Here is a 17,009-nt window from a genome sequence, read left to right on the forward strand (position 1 = left end):
TGAGGAGCCGTTCCCGCACGGCGGCTCCACCGCCCACGTACGCAAGCGCGATGGGCCGGTGGAGCGCCGTGGTCAGGAGACTGCTCCGGTCAGGAGGCCCCTCCGGTCAGGAGGCTGCCCTGCTCAGGAGGCCGCTCCGGTCAGGCCGAGGAATTCGCTGCGGGAGCGGGCGTCGGAGCGCAGCAGGCCGAGGAGGGTGGAGGTCATGGTGCTGGATCCGGTGGCCTGGACGCCACGCAGGGTCATGCAGCAGTGTTCCGCCTCGATCACCACGCCGACGCCCTTGGGCTCCAGATGTGTCTGCAGCCAGTCGGCGACCTGCTTGGTCAGGCGTTCCTGGACCTGCGGGCGGCAGGCGAAGTGCTCGACGACACGCGCCAGTTTGGACAGGCCCAGGATGCGGGCTCCCGGCAGATAGCCGACGTGCGCCGTGCCCACGAAGGGCAGCAGGTGGTGCTCGCACACCGACCGGACCGGTATGCGGCGGGCCAGGACGAGTTCGTCGTATCCCTCGTCGTTGGGGAAGGTGGTCAGGTCGAAGGGGCGCGGGGTGAAGAGTTCCGCGTAGGCGCGGGCCATCCGCCCAGGTGTGCCGCGCAGGCTCTCCGAGGCGGTGGAGATCCCGAGTGCGGCGAGGAACTGGCCGGCCGCGGCTTCCGCGGCGGCCAGGTCGATCCCGTCGGACTCGTGGACGACCCGCAGGGCCGGCCGCGCGGGTGCCGCGGCTTCCTCGTCGAGGGGGGCTGTCAGGGCGGTGGTGCGGTTGAGGTGCTCGGTCATGTCAGCTGCCCCCGACGCCCAGGGCGGTGAGGAGCACCAGGACGAGGGTGGCCACGGCGAGCAGACCGTGGGCGAGCACGACCGGCACCGGGAAGTGCCGTTCGGCTGGGACGCCGCCTTCGTCTCCCGGCCCCGCGGCGGCCGCTGCCGCGCCGGCCGTGGCTCGGTCGCGGTGGACGGGGATCCAGCGGGCCAGCATCACGAACCCCAGCAGCGCGACCGGCAGCAGCAGGCCGAACGAGGTCCAGGCGAGCGCGCCCTTGTCCGCCACGATGTAGATGATCCACACGACCAGTCCGATGGCGGCCAGGGCGAAGTGGCCGAAGACGACGGGTGCGGGCAGCCGGCTGGTGCCGGTCTGCTGCTGGCGGATTCCGCCGCGTTGGATCCAGGTGCCGAGCATGTAGAAACCGCCGAGAGCGGTGATCACCCAGGTGATCAGGGCGGCGACGTCCATGGGGAACTCCCGAGGGGGACGGTGGTGGAGGCAGCCGGAGGACACCGGCCGTCATGGTGGGCGTGGGGGCCGGGTCACACGGCGGAGCGGGTGCCGTTCCGGCTGCTGCTGCCGGGCGTGTATCCCTCGGCCTGGGTGTTCTCGTCGGCGACGCGTACGCCGTAGCGGTAGGCGAGCTTGCCGCCCAGGAATCCCGAGATCGCGAGGGCCACGATGCTGAGGGCCGACAGGACGAGCCTGCCGATGCCGACACTTCCGCCGCCCGTGTAGTCGCCGTGGCGCCACAGGAAGTTGACGACGTAGGCGGCGGTCACCAGCAGGTTGAGCGTCATGTGGACCAAGGCGGTGCGAAAGGCCGGAGTGCCGGCCGGAATCGCGAACAGGTCCAGGAATCCGACCATGGCCGCCAGCAGGGCGCCGATCACGCCGACCGCGATCAGCCACTCCGAGGACTGGGTCAGGAAGCCCGGACGGTGCACGACGTGGGATGCGATGTCGAACACCAGGCTGGTCACCCAGGCACCGATCGGCACGGTCACCAGGATCGGGTGGAACGGGTGGCCGTACGGACCGGCGAGCGAGGCGCTGACCGGGCGCTTCGCCTGAAGCTGTGACTCACTGGCCATCGGAACCTCCGGCTAGTTTCACCAATAAATCTTGGTCTTATTTCGGAGGTCCGTCAAGACATGCAGGACAGAGAGCCAGAAGAACACTTGTGCCCGCGCGGATGGGAGTTACCGTGGTCCTGTGGCTTCTGATCCGACTGAGCGGGCCGACACGGCCGACAGCGCCATCGACTCCGTCAGCGTCCTGAGCGAGGACTCTCGCCGGCGCATGTTCACCTTCATCCGCCGCGCCCGCCGCGCCGTCACCCGTGACGAGGCCGCCGCCAGCGTCGGCATCTCCCGCAAGCTCGCCGCCTTCCACCTCGACAAGCTCGTGGACGCCGGCCTGCTGCGCGCGCGCTACGAGACACCGGGCGGGATCCGCAAGGTCGGCAGGCAGCCCAAGGTGTACGAGCCCACCGACGCCCAGATCACCGTGAGCATCCCCGACCGGTGCCACGAGCTCCTGGCCGACCTGCTCCTGGACGCCGTCCTCACCGAGGGCGCCGACGAGAACGCCACGCAGGCGGCCATGCGGACCGCCGAACACCGTGGCCTGCAGTTGGGCGAGGCGGCCCGGGACGAGACCCGTCCGGGCCGCCTCGGCCCCGAGCGCGGTCTGACCGCCTGCGAGCGGCTACTGGACCAGTACGGCTACGAACCCGTCCGGGAGACCCCGACCCAGCTCCGGCTCCGCAACTGCCCCTTCCACCCACTGGCCGCGAAGGCCCCGGACCTGGTGTGCGGCATGAACCACGCCTTCCTCTCCGGCTACCTCCACGGCCTGGAGGTCAACGGAGTCCAGGCCGTCCTGACCCCCGAGCCGGGCGAGTGCTGCGTACGCCTGGGCCCGAGCGAACCCGACCGTGATGGCGAGACGGCACAGGACCGCTGACCACCTGACGAGAAGCCGCAGGTCGGATTGCGTTCCGGGCCCCAGACCCCATGGGATCCCGGTGGGGAGTCGCCGTCGGGTCGCTCGAAGTCGTACGACGTCGTCTACACCGAGGACTGGACCGGCAGCGAGGGCCGGCTGCACCACATCGCCTTCGCCACCGACACTCGCGAGGACATCCTGCGCGCCGCCGACCTCGCCATCGACAGCGGCGTCTTGATCGAGACGGGCAACGCCGACATCGGCTTCACGATGTACGCCTGCGCCGCGCTGTTCGGCGCGGTGATGATGACGCTGGCCGCCCTCACCATCAAGGCGCGCTCGACCGCGAAGCTCTGACCTCCACGGAGGGGAAAGGGCCCGCCAGTGCCGGGACTTCGGCGCGGGAGGGCCTGTTCGGCCTTGGCGGTCGCGAAGTTGCCGACCGTGACACCGATCCCGTCCTCGCCGGACTTGGCCACGCGTCGACCGTCTGGGCGGTCGCCGACCGAAGCTCGGCATTCTCCGGCGCGGCCGACGCCGGAACCAGGCGAACTGATAGTACGTCAATATTGCTGGCTACCATTCATTCGCACGCGCGACGCACACCTGATCGACAACGGGGGAGCACGGGGGATGGGCTACACGATCCCGGGTTGGCTGGACGAGATACTCGACTTCATCGGGGTCAACTTTCCGAACGTGGACGAGGACGACTATCGTGAGATGGCCACGTCCATGCGGGAGTTCGCCGAGAAGTTCGAGGGCAAGGGTGGGGACGCGCACCGGGCGGTGAGCCGGATCCTGTCCTCCTCGCAGGGCTGGGCCGTCGACGCGATGGAGAAGCACTGGTCGCACGTGAAGGCCGGGCATCTCGACAAGATCCCTGAGCTGGCGCGGCTGTTCGCGGACGCGTGCGATGTCGTCGCGGACGTCATCTACGGAATGAAGATCAAGGCCGAGATCGAACTCGGCGCGATGGCCGCCTCGGTGGGCATCTCCCTCGGCCTGGCCGCGTTCACCGGCGGCCTGTCCGCACTGCTGGGTGCGGCCGAGATCACGGCGATGCGGCAGGCGGTCAAGCGGATCGTCGACGAGGCCGCCGACCGGATCGTGGACGAGCTGGTGGCCCGGGTGACCGAGCCGGTCAACGCCAAGCTGGAGAAGATGGTCGAGGACGCGGTCCTGGACCTGGCCGAGGGCGCGTTCTCGCTGCCCCCCGAGCCGAACGCAGGCGGTGGTGGCGGCTCCGGCAAGCACGGCCACGGCGGCGGCATGCAGCTGGCCTCGGCCGGCGACGGAGCGATGGTGCTCGCGTCCGCCGGTGGCGGCCCGGGCGGCGGCGTGGACCTTTTCATCGACCACATCGAGTTCGAGGACGGCGCCGACAAGGTCTCCCGGCACGGCGGCGACCTGCATACCGCCGTCACCGACCCGCTGGACCGGGCCAAGGGCCACTTCGGCCGCACCAAGGGCAAGGACGCCTTCACCGCGCCCTTCGAGTCGGTGCTGGAGGGCGCCCTCAAGGGCTCGGAGAAGGCCGTCAAGAAGGTCGTCAAGCATCTCGCCGAGACCGTCCCGGAACGCGTGAAGGCCACCTCCCGTCTGCACAAGGGCAAGGACATCGACACCGGCCGCCGGGCCGACAGTGTCCACGTGAACTCCGGCAAGTCGGGCGACGGTTCAGGCGGCCACCACGGCGCCCCTGCGTCCGGCCGCAAGCCCGACCCCGGCCTGAAGATCGACTCTGCCGACCTGTCCAGACAAGGTCGCGAGCTGAACACCAAGCAGCTGTGCGGCGACCCGATCGACATGGCCAGCGGCCAGATGGTGCTTGCCCAGACGGACGTGGCGTTGCCGGGTGTCCTGCCCCTGATCCTGCGCCGTACCCACCTCTCCGGCTACGCGGCAGGCCGCTTCTTCGGCCCGTCCTGGGCCTCCACCCTCGACGAACGGATCCAGCAGGACGACGCTCTGGGCGGTTACTGGTGGCACCGGGAGGACGGGTCCGCGCTCGCCTATCCGCGTCTGCCCGACCTGCCCGGCGACCGGCTGGAGCCCGCCGAGGGCGTCCGCCTCCCGCTGACGTATGTGAGCCGCGACGGCAGTTACGTCCTGACGGTGCAGGACCCGTACTCAGGACTCACGCGCCAGTTCGAAGCCGGTACGGTGCAGTGCGGACCGTGGTGGCTGGTCGGCATCGAGGACCGCAACGGCAACCACATCCGCGTCGAACGCGACGAGGACGGTGTGCCGCTCACCGTCACCCACAGCGGTGGTTACCGCATACGCGTCGACCGCGACGACCGGCAGCGCGTCACCGCGCTGTGGGCCCTCACCGACGACGACCCGGTACGCCTTCGCGCCTTCGGCTACGACGCCGAGACCGGGAACCTGGGCGAAGTCCGCAACGCGGTCGACGCGCCGACGCGGTTCACCTACGACGGCGCCCAGCGCGTGACGGGATGGCGGGACTCCAACGACACCGAGTTCACCTACGTCTACGACGCCGGGGGACGGGTGATCGAGACCCGCGGGACCGACGGCATCCTCAACTCCCGCCTGACCTACGGCGAGCGCCAGGACGACGGCACCTGCACCACCACCTACACCGATTCACTCGGCAACACCACGATCTACCGCGCCAACCGGCACGGCCAGATCGTCGCGATCACCGATCCGCTCGGGCACACCGTCACCCAGACCTGGGACCGCCACGACCACCTGCTCTCCCGCACCGACCCGCTGGGCCGTACCACCCGCTGGACGTGGGACGACGCGGGTTCCCTGGTCTCGGTCACGGCTCCGGACGGCACAAGCAGCCACGTCACCTACAACGCGTTGCACCTGCCGGTCCGCATCACCGATCCGCAGGGGGCGACCTACGTCCAGGACTTCGACGCACGGGGCAACTGCACCGCCCTGACCGCACCGGACGGCTCGGTCCACCTGTTCACCCACCACTCGACGGGCGCCGTCGCCACGGTCAGCGGGCCCGCGGGCGACACACTCCGTGTCGAAACCGACCCGGCGGGCCTGGCCACCGTCGTGGAGGACGCACAGGGCAACCGCACCCGCTATCTGCGGGACGCCCTCGGACGCCCGGTGCGCATCACCGACCCGGTCGGGGCGACCACCACGCTCGTATGGGACGGCGAAAGCCGGCTGCGGGAACGTACCGCGGCCAACGGCGCCACCGAATCCTGGTCGTACGACGGAGAGGGCAACTGCACCGGCCACACCGACGCCGTCGGGGGACGTACACAGCTGGTCCACGGCCCCTTCGACCTGCTGGTCGCCCGTATCTCCCCGGACGGCGTGGAACACCGGTTCCGCTATGACACCGAACGCCGGCTGACCGAGGTGCGGGGCCCCCGGGGACTCGTCTGGAGGTACGTCCACGACGCCGCCGGACAACTGGTGAAGGAGACCGACTTCGACGGGCGCGAGACGACATACCGCTACGACGCGGCGGGCGACCTGACCGCCCGGATCAACGCGGCGGGGCAGACCGTCGAGTACCACTACGACACGTCCGGCCAACTGGTCGAGAAGGTCGTCGACGGCCGCAGGACCGTCTTCCGGAACGACGCGTGCGGTCGGCTCGTCTCGGCAGCCGGCCCCGACGGGACACTGGCCTACGCGTACGACGCGGCGGGACGGGTCATCGCGGAGACCATCGACGGCCGGACGCTGACCACGGCCTGCGACGCCTCGGGGCGCCGGACACTGCGCAGGACACCCGGGGGCGTCGAGACGACGTACTCCTACGACACGGCCGGCCGCTACGCCGAGCTGTCGCTCTCGGGCCGCACCCTCTCCTTCGAGCACGACGCGGCGGGACGGGAGGTGCTGCGGCACCTCGGCGACCGATTCACCCTCGCCTTCGCCTGGAATTCCGTCGGCAGCCTCAGCGGGCAGACACTCACCGTCCACGACACCGCGCAGCCGTCGATCCAGCGCAGCTACACCTACCGTCGTGACGGGCTCCTGACCGGCATCACCGACCGGGACGCCGGCCGGCGCTCGTTCCTCCTGGACCGGGCGGGACGGGTCAGCGCCGTGGAGGCCGGACGCTGGAGCGAGAGCTACGCCTACGACGAGACCGGCAACCAGACGCGGGCGACCTGGCCGGAGAAGCATCCCGGCAGCCAGGCGCGAGGAACGCGCAGCTACGCCGGAACGCGCCTGATCAGCGCCGGCAACGTGCGCTACGAGCACGACGCCGCCGGCCGGTGCGTGCTCCGGCAGGTCAAACGTCTCTCCCGCAAGCCCGACACCTGGCGTTACACCTGGGACGCCGAGGACCGGCTCATCTCCGTCGTCACCCCTGACGGCACCTGCTGGCGGTACCTGTACGACCCCCTCGGGCGGCGCATCGCGAAACAGCGTCTGTCCGCGGACGGCGCCGTCGCCGCGGAAACCCGGTTCGTCTGGGACGGTTCCACGCTGGTGGAGCAGACCACCGGGGTCAGCGGCGCGGCCGAACTGGTCACACTCACCTGGGACCACGACGGCCAGGCACCTGTCGCGCAGACCGAGACCAAGTCCCTCGCAGACGCCCCGCAGGACATCATCGACCAGCGCTTCTTCGCCATCGTCACCGACCAGATCGGCACTCCCACCGAACTCGTCGACGAGGAGGGCAGGATCGCGTGGCGCACCCGTTCGACTCTCTGGGGCTCGACGACCTGGAACCACGACGCCACCGCCTACACGCCGCTCAGGTTCCCGGGCCAGTACCACGACCCCGAGACGGGGCTGCACCACAACTACTTCCGTCACTACGATCCGGAGACCGCGCGCTACCTGACCTCGGACCCCCTCGGCCTGGACCCCGCGCCCAACCCCTTCGCCTACGTCGACAACCCGCACACGCTGTCCGATCCGCTGGGCCTCACTCCCTGCGACGAGAACGACGTCACGTGGGGCGGCCGGGTCCGCTACGGTGCGCCCGGTCCCGGAGGCCGCGCCACCACCATGCGCGCGACGATCGAGTCCGACATGACCGGCGGCAAGACCGATCCCCGGGTCAATGTGCCCGGTTACCAGAAGTACAAGAAGCTCAACAAGACGCACTTGCTCGGCGCGCAGATCGGCGGCTCCAACCGGGACCCCCGCAACTTCGTCACCATGCACCGGTTCGCCAATTCGCCGGTCATGCGGAAGATCGAGGACCAGATCAGGGAAGCGGTCGACAAGCGCGGTGAGACCATCGAGTACACCGTCACGCCCGTCTACCGCACGAACGACCCCACCGACGTCATTCCGCTGGGGCTCACCATCGAGGCCCGGGGCAACAAGGGATTCGCCTTCACTCCCTACGAGGGCGGCAGCAGTACGAACATCGTCACTATCCTGAACGTCCCCAAACGCCTATGACGCCCCCAAGGAGGCAAGCGCCTCATGCACCCCGCTGTGGCCAGGCTCATCGAGATCGTTCCGCCGGGCGGTCCCCGGCGGACCCGTGACTGGAACGCCGTCGAACAGACGCTCGGCACGCCGTTGCCGGAGGACTACAAGGAACTGATCGAGGTCTACGGAGGCGGCGTCTTCGACGAGACGGTGTGGCTGTTCGACCCGGAGTGCCCTGACGAGGACTACAACCTCGTGGCCCAGTCCGTGGAGCGGGAGAAGGTGCTCGCCCGGCTGTGGCAGACCGAGCCGAAGCCGGCGGAACTCGACCGGCCGGGTACGCGGGTCCTGCCCTGGGCCTACATCGAGGACAGCGGAGCGATGCTCTACTGGCTCGCCGGGCCGGGTCAGAGCCCGGACGAGTGGACCGTGCTGTTCAACGAGGGGCGCGGTCCCGAGTGGGAGCACCACTCCACTCGGTGCGCCTCCTTTCTCCTGGCCGTCCTGACGGGAGAGTCCGAGAGCTCGTACTTCCCCGACCTGCCCGCCGACAGCCACCAGTTCGACTCCAACGACGAGATCCTCGGCGAGGAGGACTGAGGGACCCCGGCGGGCGGGTCCCGGCGGCCGGGGTGTGGCCCCCGGCTCAAGGAACGATCCCGGCCTCCACTCCCGCGATCCGCCCGGCCGCGTCGAAGGTGACCTCGACCGCCCCGCCGCCGGGCAGCTCGGCGACGATCCGGTCACCCTCCGTACGGTGCGGGACGCCGTGGTGGTCGAAGTACCCGCTGACGACGTGCTGGGCCGAATGCCCGATCAGCTGCGCGCCGGTGAGCAGCGTCCGCGGCAGGGCGACCGCGTCCAGGCCGGCGCGCGGCACCTGGGGGTCGTCGGGCAGGAAGTACACCTGAGTGGCCGGTCCCGCCGGGGCGCCGATGTATCCGGGTGCCCCGGCCACCCCCATGCCGGTGAAGGCGAGCGTCTCGGCGGCCCGGCGCGGATCGGGGAAGTCGGACAGGTCCAGGACCTCCTCGGTCAGTTCGGTGATACCGCGCGCCCGCCCGTACCGCTCGACGGCGGCGGCCAGGGAGACCACCTCTGTGCCCCGCAGCCCCGGGTTCGCCCAGCCCCACATCCAGGACCCCTCCGAGGTGTCGTACGTCCCCAGCACGCCCACGCGCAGCTCCAGGTCTCCCTGCCGGTATCGGCAGGCCTCCAGGTCGGCGGTCCAGGGCCCCTCGGGCAGAAACGCGGTCAGAGTCTCCAATTGGACGGCGCCCCATGCGGCATGCCGCTCGGTCTCGCGGAGGAAGGAATCGCTGAAGTCACTCGGCATGACCCAACTCTATGAGCTTCACGCTGCCGTGATGACGGATGCGATGCTGCGGTGCCGCGCGAGGCCGTGTGCGAAATCGGGGACGCGTGACGTGCCCTCCCGCAGGTCGTCCAGAAACTGCCGGTAGGCGTGGGCAACTGCGTAGGCCGGCGCGTCGGCCCGGGGTTCCAGTCGCGGGACGCGAACATAGGATTTCGGCACCGTCATGGGAGCGAGTGCGGTGGACGTTCCGCGGGCGCCCTCCAGGGTGAGCGGGCTGAGCTGTGGGTGGCCGACCGGGGCGGTGAGCACGAGGTCGCCCTCGGTGCCGTTGATCTCCCAGCGGAAGTTGGTTCCGCGGGACATGCCTCCGCGGTAGTGGAAGGTGGCCACCGCTCCGCCCGGCAGCCGTCCGGAGGCCACCACCTGGTCCGCGGCGGTCATCGGCACGGGCTGTCCGCTCTCGGTGTCCACCGCCGACGTACGCCGCGACGCCAGTTGGATCCGCAGTTCCTCGGGCTCTCCCAGGACCGACGCGAGTCCGTCGAGAGCGTGGCTGAAGGGAACGGTCAGCAGTGTCGTGCCGTTCGCGGCGTCGAGCACATAGTGGTCGCCGGGGCCAACGGTGGCTCCCCAGGCGCCGCCGGAGCCGACGACCGTCGTGGACAGCACCTCCCCCACGTAGCCGTCGGCCACGAGATCCCGTGCGTAGGCGAGGGCCGGGTGCGACCGCGCCTGGAGTCCGACGACGGTCGGCACGGCGCGACCGTGCGCCGAGTGCGCCATGTCCTCGGCCTCCGCGAGCCCGTTGCCCAGCGGCCACTCGCACAGCACGCTCTTGCCGGCGCTCAGCGCCGTCCGCACCAGTTCCCGGTGGTGCGGCACCTTCACCGCCACGACCACCAGGTCCACCTCGTCGCAGGCCACCAGTTCGGCAGCCGTCCCGAACGTACGGGACACACCATGCTTCTGTCCGGAGCGCTCCGCCGACTGTTTGGAACTCGCGGTCAGGGCCCTCAACTCATAACCCGGGACGGCGCGCAGGGCGGGCAGATGAGAGCGCTCGGCCCAACTGCCGTGCGCTCCAAGTCCTATGATCCCGACTCCGATCGGCTTCTCGGACCGGGCCCGCTCGACAAGCCGTGACTCGGACGTGTTCATGATGCGTCACCTGTTCTTCGTGTGAACGGCACGGACGTCACTCGCGGTGGCCATGGAGCAGATACGGAAGTGACCCTTCACTCGCCGCCCCCGGACCCACCGGGCGCGGCCCGACCGTCGGCCGTCAAGTCCACGTGCGGGCAGACGGTTTCGGGCCGCGCTCGCCGCCCTGGGCGATGACCCAGGCGGTGGCGAGCTGCGCGACGCTGATGCGGTGTACGCGAGAGGGGCGGCATTCGGGCCGCCGGTTCCCAAGGGTCGGGTTCGCATGGATCCTTCCGCACAGTGGAAGTGGCGAGCGCAGCCGTCGGGCGGGCCGATGAAGCGGCAGCCACCCTGCTAGCGTTGACATTTCAACACTAGAAAGGGGTGAGTTGATATGTCAACATCAGACGCCGGGGCTCTCGAGCCGGACGAGGCCATGAGCGAGGCCGCACTGGATCCCGTCGGCCTCTGGTCCGCCTTCAAGCGCGCCCACGAGATCGTCCGGACCCGCGTGATCGCGGACGCCGCCGAGGCGGCGGGCCTCTCCGAACCGGACCTGACGATCCTCGCCGGCCTGAACAAGGCAGGGGGGTCCCTGCGACAGAGCGAGCTCGCCGCGTCGCTCGGCTGGGACCGCACCCGCGTCTCCCACCAGCTCACCCGCATGAGCAAGCGTCAGCTCGTCACCCGCGAACGCACCGGCGGTGTCATCGTCACCCTCACCGACACCGGACGCCAGGCCATCACCGCCGTGCACCCCGGCCTTGACGCCGCGGTACGCCGCCACTTCACCGACAAGCTCTCCGCGCAGGAGATCGAAACACTGAGCTCTGTCCTCCGCCGGCTGTAGCCGCCGGACCACGAAGCCGACAGGCCGCACGGGCGCGATCACCGGCCCCCGGCCGGATGGTCCTGCCTCCTCCGCTCGACTCGGTGCACGTCAGCTCGTCCCGCAGATCAGAGGACCCGACTCTCCCCGGCGGATCCCGGGAACGTCACACGAGAGGCGGGGTCCGTTCAGCCGAGCCTGAGGACTCGTTGGGCCGTGATGTCGCGGGAGGATCGCGCTGTCGCGAACGTGTAGGTGCCCGGAACGAGGGTCCATGTTCCCGGAGCCCGTACGGCGAGGTCCTGGGCGGGGACGGTGAAGGTGAGCCGCCTCGAGCCGCCCGGGGTGAGGCTGACCTTCCGGAACCCGACGAGGCGGCGGGGCTCGGCCGCAGCCGCGCTCGGCAGGGCGGCGTACACCTGCACGACCTCCGTGCCCTGCCGGCGGCCGGTGTTGGTGACGGTCACGGCGAGCGTCACGTTACGGGTCGCGGGGTCGTAGGCGGCTTCCAGGGAGCCGTGGGCGAAGGTGGTGCAGGACAGGCCGTGCCCGAACGGGAAGCGGGGGGTCTGCCCCTTGCCGTCGTAGTAGCGGTAGCCGATGGCGATTCCCTCGTCGTAGGAGACGGAGCCATTGGTTCCCGGGTACGTCGCCTGGGTCGTGCCCGGTCCCTGGCCGGCGTCGGCGGGAAAGGTGACCGGGAGGCGGCCGGCGGGGTCGCTGTCACCGAAGAGGATCGCGGCCAGGGCCGTACCCATGCCTCGTCCGCCGTACCACGCCTGGAGCACGGCCTCGACGTCCCCGAGCCAGGGCATGGCCACCGGGCCGTCGGTGTTGAGCACGACGACCGTCCGGGGATTCGCCGCGGCCACCGCGGCGATCAACTGGTTCTGGTCGCCCGGCAGGTCGAGCTGTGCGTGGTCCATGTCCTCGCCCGCGATCCGGTTGGCGAACACCACGGCGGCGTCGGCGGTGCGCGCCGCGGCGACGGCGGCGGGGATCAGCGAGTCGGGCTGCCAGCCGAGAGTGAGTCCGCAGGCTCCGGTGTCCGCTGTCGCGTTGGTGTAGGTCAGTTCCACCGTGACGGCTCGGCCCGCGGTCAGCTGGGCGGTGCCCTGGAGGGGGTAGTCATAGGGGCCGAGGACGAAGCGGCGGCTGTGCCGGGTGCCGGAGACAACCGTCGTGCCGTTGATCTTCAGGGTGGCCGTTCCGGCGGGCAGCAGGGAGAAGCGGTGCAGGCCGGTGATGGCGGGGACGAGCGTGCCGGTCCACCTCGCCGACCACACCTGGGGCAGACCGTCCACGGGTGTCGTGGTGAAGTCGACGGTGGTGTCGGTCCGGGTGACGAGCGGAGTGCCGGTGGCGTCCGGGCCTGCGCAGTAGGCGCCGGTGAGACCGGCGGTGCCGGCCGTGGTGCGCAGCACGGTCGACGGTACGGCGGTCAGCGGCACGTCGCCCTTGGTGCCCTGTGCGTGGGTCACCTTGACCTTGCCGCCGGCCCGGGCGCGGATCGCCTGCAGCGGCGTGGTCCAGGTGCCGGGGTCGACGTAGGTCGAGCCGGATGTACCGGTGAGGGCGTCGGCGTCGGCGGGTCCGATGACGGCCAGGGACGTCAGTGAGGCGGGCAGGGGCAGGGCTGCGGAGCGGTTGGTGAGGAGGACGGTGGAGGCGACGGCGGCCTCGTGGGCGAGGCACTGGTGTTCTTCGGTGCTGACGTTGTCGGCCGGAGACGGGACGGGGTGGTCGACCAGGCCGTTGGCGAACATGGTGACGAGGATGCGGCGGGCGGCGTCGTCCAGCCGGGCGCTCGGTATGGCGCCGCCGGTGAGCGCGCCCGCGGGGATCTTGACGCCCGCGGGACCGAGCCCGGCGAGATCCATGCCGGCTCGGGCCGCGGCGACCTGGTCATCGCCGGCCCAGAAGTCCGGCACGGTGTAACCCGCCAGGCCGAGGCCCGTCTTCAGGTCGTCGAACAGGGCCGGGTTCTGCGTCGCGAAGGTGCCGTTGATCTTCGGGTAGGCCATCATCACCGAGGTGGTCGGGACAGCGGCGACCACGCGGCGGAAGGACCCGTAGTAGATCTCGTGCAGGGCACGCTCGGAGACCAGGGTGTCGGTGAAGAGGCGGTTGGTCTCCTGGGTGTAGGCGGCGAAGTGCTTCACCGTCGCCGCCACGTACTGGCTCTGCATGCCGGCGGTGGCGGCCGCGCCCAGTCGGCCGGCCAGCAGGGGGTCCTCCCCCATGCCTTCAGCCTGGCGGCCGGAATGCCAGGTGCGGGAGAGGTCGACGGTGGGACCGAGCAGGTTGTTGTAGCCCTTGCCGCGCCCCTCCGCCCCGATGGCGCGGCCGATCCGGCTCAGGAGGTCCTCGTCGAAGGTGGCGGCCTGCGCGACGGGCACGGGAAACGCCGTCACATCCTTCTCGCCCCTCAAGCCGGCCGAGGCGTCGACCATCGTCAGTGCCGGTATGCCGAGGTGGGCGACGGCGGCGAAGTCGCAGCGCACCAGAGCTTCCTTCTCGGCAGGTGTCATGCGGGCCAGCAGGGCTTCGGCCCGTTCCTTCGAAGTGGTGTCCGACGCTGCCGCAGGCTGTTCGCTCAAGGCGGGGGCCATGCTCAGGGCGAGTGCAGTCAAGGTGGCAGCGGAAAGGAACGATCGTCTGTTCATCACGGCTCCGGACGAGACAGAGCGGCTGCCGGAAAGGCCACCGCGGGAGAAAGGTCGGCCACCACCGTCGCGTTCCGCAACGGTTTCGGACGCCGGAATCACTCAGCGATTCGGCCAACGGGTGTGAAATTATGACCTGCCGCCCCGGCCGGTCAACCCTTTGGCGCGACTTTACTCAATTAACTCTCCTGACCAGCTAAAACGGCATCTGATCATTGAAATGGAGCTGAACTTTTCAATTGAAGGAACTCGTTATGCAGGACTGCCGCCGACTGGACGGACGGCAGCCATCCAGCAAAGTGATATCAGCAGTGGATCTCCCCGCACAAACAAAGCCCGGTGCACAGCCGGCGTGCGCCGGGCTTTTTTCACAGTCACAGAAACAAGGTTGCTCTATGCTGCTTCGGTTGCTTTCTCAGAGCTGCTCAGGTTGTGCTCCCCCGGCCCGAGGCGGACGGGCCGGCAGCCGGGAAGGACGGCTGTCGCGCGGCAGCCGTCGGGCACGGTGAGACGAGCTTCCATCCCGGTGGCGGTCGACTCCCAGGACGCGGACACCGCACCGTAGGGCGTCACATGGCGGGTACGCGCCCACGTGATGCCGCCTCCGGGGAGCGGCCGGAAGGTGAGTTCGCGGTATCCGGGCGCGGTGGCGGTGATGCCGCCGACGACGCGGTGCAGCCAGTCGGCGACGGCGCCGAGCGCGTAGTGGTTGAAGGAGGTCATGCCGCCCGGGTTGAGGCTGCCGTCCGGGCGCATGCTGTCCCACCGCTCCCAGACGGTCGTGGCGCCCATCGTCACCGGATAGAGCCAGGAAGGACACTCGGTCTGGGTCAACAGGCGGTAGGCCACGTCGAGATGACCGGTGTCGGTCAGCGCGTCGCAGATCAGCGGCGTGCCGACGAAGCCGGTGGCGATGCGCGCGTCGTCCCCGCGGACCAGCTCGGCCAGCCGCTCCCCCGCTGCCCCACGCTGCTGCTCGGTGAGCAGGCCGAAGGCGATGCCGAGGGCGTACGCGGTCGGGCTGTCGCTGGTCATACGGCCGTCGGCGGTGACGTACCGACGGCGGAAGGCGTCCGCGACCTCGTCGGCCAGCCGCGCGTACCGCTGGGCGTCCTGCTCCTCGCCCAACTCGGCCGCGGCGAGGGAGAGATGGCGGGCGGAGTGGGCGAAGTAGGCCGTGGCGACGAGGTAGCGGTCGGTGCGGCCGGCGGCCGGGTCGTCGGGCGGGGCCGCGGGGTCGAGCCAGTCCCCGAGCTGGAAGCCGGTGTCCCACAGGCGGCTGGGGCCGGCGAGGCGTTCGACGAGGTCCACCCACGCTGTGGCCATGGGGTGGTGGCGGCGAAGGAGGTCGAGGTCGCCGAAGCGCTGGTAGAGGGTCCAGGGGGTGAGGGTGGCGACGTCGCCCCAGGCGGCTCCGGGCTGGATCGGCGTCCACATCGGCTCGCCGGGGATGACGGGGACGTACCAGGGGACGGTGCCGTCGGGCAGTTGCTCCAGGCCGACGTCGGTGAGCCAGGAGTCGAGCATGCCGGCGCAGTCGTAGAGGTAGCTCGCGGTGGGCGCGAAGACCTGGATGTCGCCGGTCCAGCCGAGGCGTTCGTCGCGCTGGGGGCAGTCGGTGGGGATGTCGACGAAGTTGCCGCGCATGCTCCACACGACGTTCTCGTGGAGCCGGTTGATCAGGGAGTCGCTGCACTCGAACCAGCCCGTGCGGCGCATGTCCGTGTGGTGGACCCGGGCGGTCACCGCGTCGGCACCGAAGTCGCCGGGCCAGCCGGTTATTTCGGCGTAGCGGAAGCCGTGCAGGGTGAAGCGTGGCTCCCAGGTGAACGGTCCGTCGCCGGCCAGGATCAGGGTGTCGGTGGCGTGGGCCTCCCTGAGCGGGCGGGTGGCCAGTTCGCCGTCCTGGAGGATCTCCGCGTGCCGCAGGGTGACGGTGGTGCCGGCGGGTCCGTCGACCGTGATGCGCAGGCGGCCGACGAGGTTCTGACCGAAGTCGATCAGGTGGCGGCCGTCGTCCTTGCGGGTGACGGTGACCGGGGCGATCTCCTCGGTGCAGCGCACCGGCGGGCCCTGCGGGGCAACCAAGGTTCGCGGGTCCCGGGCGTGGACGCGCACGGGCGTCCAGTCCGTGCCGGGCGCGCCGGGCCTGGCCCAGTGGGGATCGTGCAGGCGGGCGTCGAAGGTCTCTCCCTCGTACAGGCCGCTGGTCAGGATCGGCCCCGGTGCGGCGGTCCACGTGCCGTCGGTGCCCACGGTGACGGTAGTGCCGTCCTCGTACGTCACCTCCAGCTGTGCGATGAGGGACTGATCGGTGCCGTAGATGTTGCGGGTGCCGCCGTCGAAGCCGTATCTGCCGCGGTACCAGCCGTCGCCGAGCCAGGCGCCGATGGTGTTGGCGCCCTGGGTGAGGTGGGCGGTGACGTCGTGGGTGCGGTAGCGCAGGCGGTGCGGGTAGACCGTCCAGCCGGGGGCGAGAGCCTCGTCACCGACGCGGCGGCCGTTGATCTCGACCTCGTACAGGCCGTGCGCGGTGACGTACAGGCGAGCGCGGGCCACCGGGCGGTCGAGGCGGAAGTCCTTGCGGACACGGGCCGGGCGGCGGTCGGCGTCCGGGTCCTCGTCCCAGCCGGCGCCGACGGGAACCGCCGCCCAGTCGGCGGGGCCCAGCAGCCCGGCCTCGACGGTGCTCGGCTCGCTCCAGCCGGACGGCTCGGCGGCGCCCGCGGCCCAGACGCGGACCCGGACGGTGACGCGCTCACGTGCGGCCAGCGGTTCGCCGGGCCAGGGCACGAGGACCTGCTCGGCGCTGTCGACGCGGCCGGTGCGGTGCAGGGCGCCGGAGCGGTCGAGTTCCAGCTCGTACGCCTCCTGACGGCCGGTGCCGGGAGGGAGTGTCCAGGTGAGGCGGGGGGCGGGGACGCCGATGCCGAGGCCGTCCGGGAGGTGTTCGAAGGACACCGGGGAAGGCTGAGGGGACAG

General features: G+C 70.5%; 11 protein-coding genes and 1 pseudogene. 5 read left to right on the top strand and 7 right to left on the bottom strand.

The window, feature by feature from the left end:
* Positions 1–123: 123 nt before the first annotated feature.
* From folE to IE318_RS26760, 3 genes are all read right to left on the bottom strand, one after another.
* Positions 124–780, bottom strand: a complete 657-nt coding sequence (gene folE, locus IE318_RS26750) for a GTP cyclohydrolase I FolE (protein WP_189904386.1) — start codon at positions 778–780, stop codon at positions 124–126.
* Between the two features lies 1 nt (position 781).
* A complete protein-coding gene (locus IE318_RS26755) occupies positions 782–1,237 on the bottom strand; it encodes a hypothetical protein (protein ID WP_189904388.1) in 456 nt (151 codons plus the stop codon).
* Between the two features lie 74 nt (positions 1,238–1,311).
* A complete protein-coding gene (locus IE318_RS26760) occupies positions 1,312–1,863 on the bottom strand; it encodes a DUF2231 domain-containing protein (protein ID WP_189904390.1) in 552 nt (183 codons plus the stop codon).
* Positions 1,864–1,984: 121 nt separating this feature from the next.
* Between IE318_RS26760 and IE318_RS26765 the strand changes: the two genes are divergently transcribed.
* The 4 genes and pseudogenes from IE318_RS26765 (at position 1,985) to IE318_RS26780 (ending at position 8,671) form a co-directional block, all read left to right on the top strand.
* Positions 1,985–2,737 (top strand): helix-turn-helix transcriptional regulator, encoded by a 753-nt coding sequence (locus IE318_RS26765; RefSeq protein ID WP_189904392.1) that lies wholly within the window; start codon positions 1,985–1,987, stop codon positions 2,735–2,737.
* Between the two features lie 84 nt (positions 2,738–2,821).
* Positions 2,822–3,076 (top strand): annotated as a pseudogene (locus tag IE318_RS45205) (hypothetical protein); the annotation flags it as partial.
* A gap of 276 nt (positions 3,077–3,352) precedes the next feature.
* The gene (locus tag IE318_RS26775; RefSeq protein ID WP_189904394.1) at positions 3,353–8,098 is read left to right on the top strand and encodes a DUF6531 domain-containing protein; all 4,746 of its coding nucleotides are present in this window, start codon (positions 3,353–3,355) and stop codon (positions 8,096–8,098) included.
* 24 nt (positions 8,099–8,122) lie between these two features.
* Complete coding sequence (locus IE318_RS26780; protein ID WP_189904396.1) at positions 8,123–8,671, top strand: SMI1/KNR4 family protein; 549 nt, start codon at positions 8,123–8,125, stop codon at positions 8,669–8,671.
* 46 nt (positions 8,672–8,717) lie between these two features.
* Here the strand turns inward: IE318_RS26780 and IE318_RS26785 are convergent, their stop codons facing one another.
* Together IE318_RS26785 and IE318_RS26790 are read right to left on the bottom strand one after the other, a co-directional pair.
* Complete coding sequence (locus IE318_RS26785) at positions 8,718–9,407, bottom strand: DUF6882 domain-containing protein (protein WP_189904398.1); 690 nt, start codon at positions 9,405–9,407, stop codon at positions 8,718–8,720.
* A gap of 18 nt (positions 9,408–9,425) precedes the next feature.
* Positions 9,426–10,547, bottom strand: a complete 1,122-nt coding sequence (locus IE318_RS26790) for a Gfo/Idh/MocA family protein (protein WP_189904400.1) — start codon at positions 10,545–10,547, stop codon at positions 9,426–9,428.
* 421 nt (positions 10,548–10,968) lie between these two features.
* Between IE318_RS26790 and IE318_RS26795 the strand changes: the two genes are divergently transcribed.
* Complete coding sequence (locus IE318_RS26795; protein ID WP_373311285.1) at positions 10,969–11,382, top strand: MarR family winged helix-turn-helix transcriptional regulator; 414 nt, start codon at positions 10,969–10,971, stop codon at positions 11,380–11,382.
* Between the two features lie 167 nt (positions 11,383–11,549).
* On the opposite strand, the gene IE318_RS26800 is transcribed toward IE318_RS26795, so the two are convergent.
* Both IE318_RS26800 and IE318_RS26805 read right to left on the bottom strand, forming a co-directional pair.
* The gene (locus IE318_RS26800) at positions 11,550–13,994 is read right to left on the bottom strand and encodes a glycoside hydrolase family 3 protein (RefSeq protein ID WP_229903762.1); all 2,445 of its coding nucleotides are present in this window, start codon (positions 13,992–13,994) and stop codon (positions 11,550–11,552) included.
* 426 nt (positions 13,995–14,420) lie between these two features.
* Complete coding sequence (locus IE318_RS26805) at positions 14,421–16,988, bottom strand: family 78 glycoside hydrolase catalytic domain (RefSeq protein WP_229903763.1); 2,568 nt, start codon at positions 16,986–16,988, stop codon at positions 14,421–14,423.
* Between the last annotated feature and the right edge of the window lie 21 nt (positions 16,989–17,009).

The sequence above is a fragment of the Streptomyces spiralis genome (genome assembly GCF_014654675.1).
GTDB classification, from domain to species: domain Bacteria; phylum Actinomycetota; class Actinomycetes; order Streptomycetales; family Streptomycetaceae; genus Streptomyces; species Streptomyces spiralis.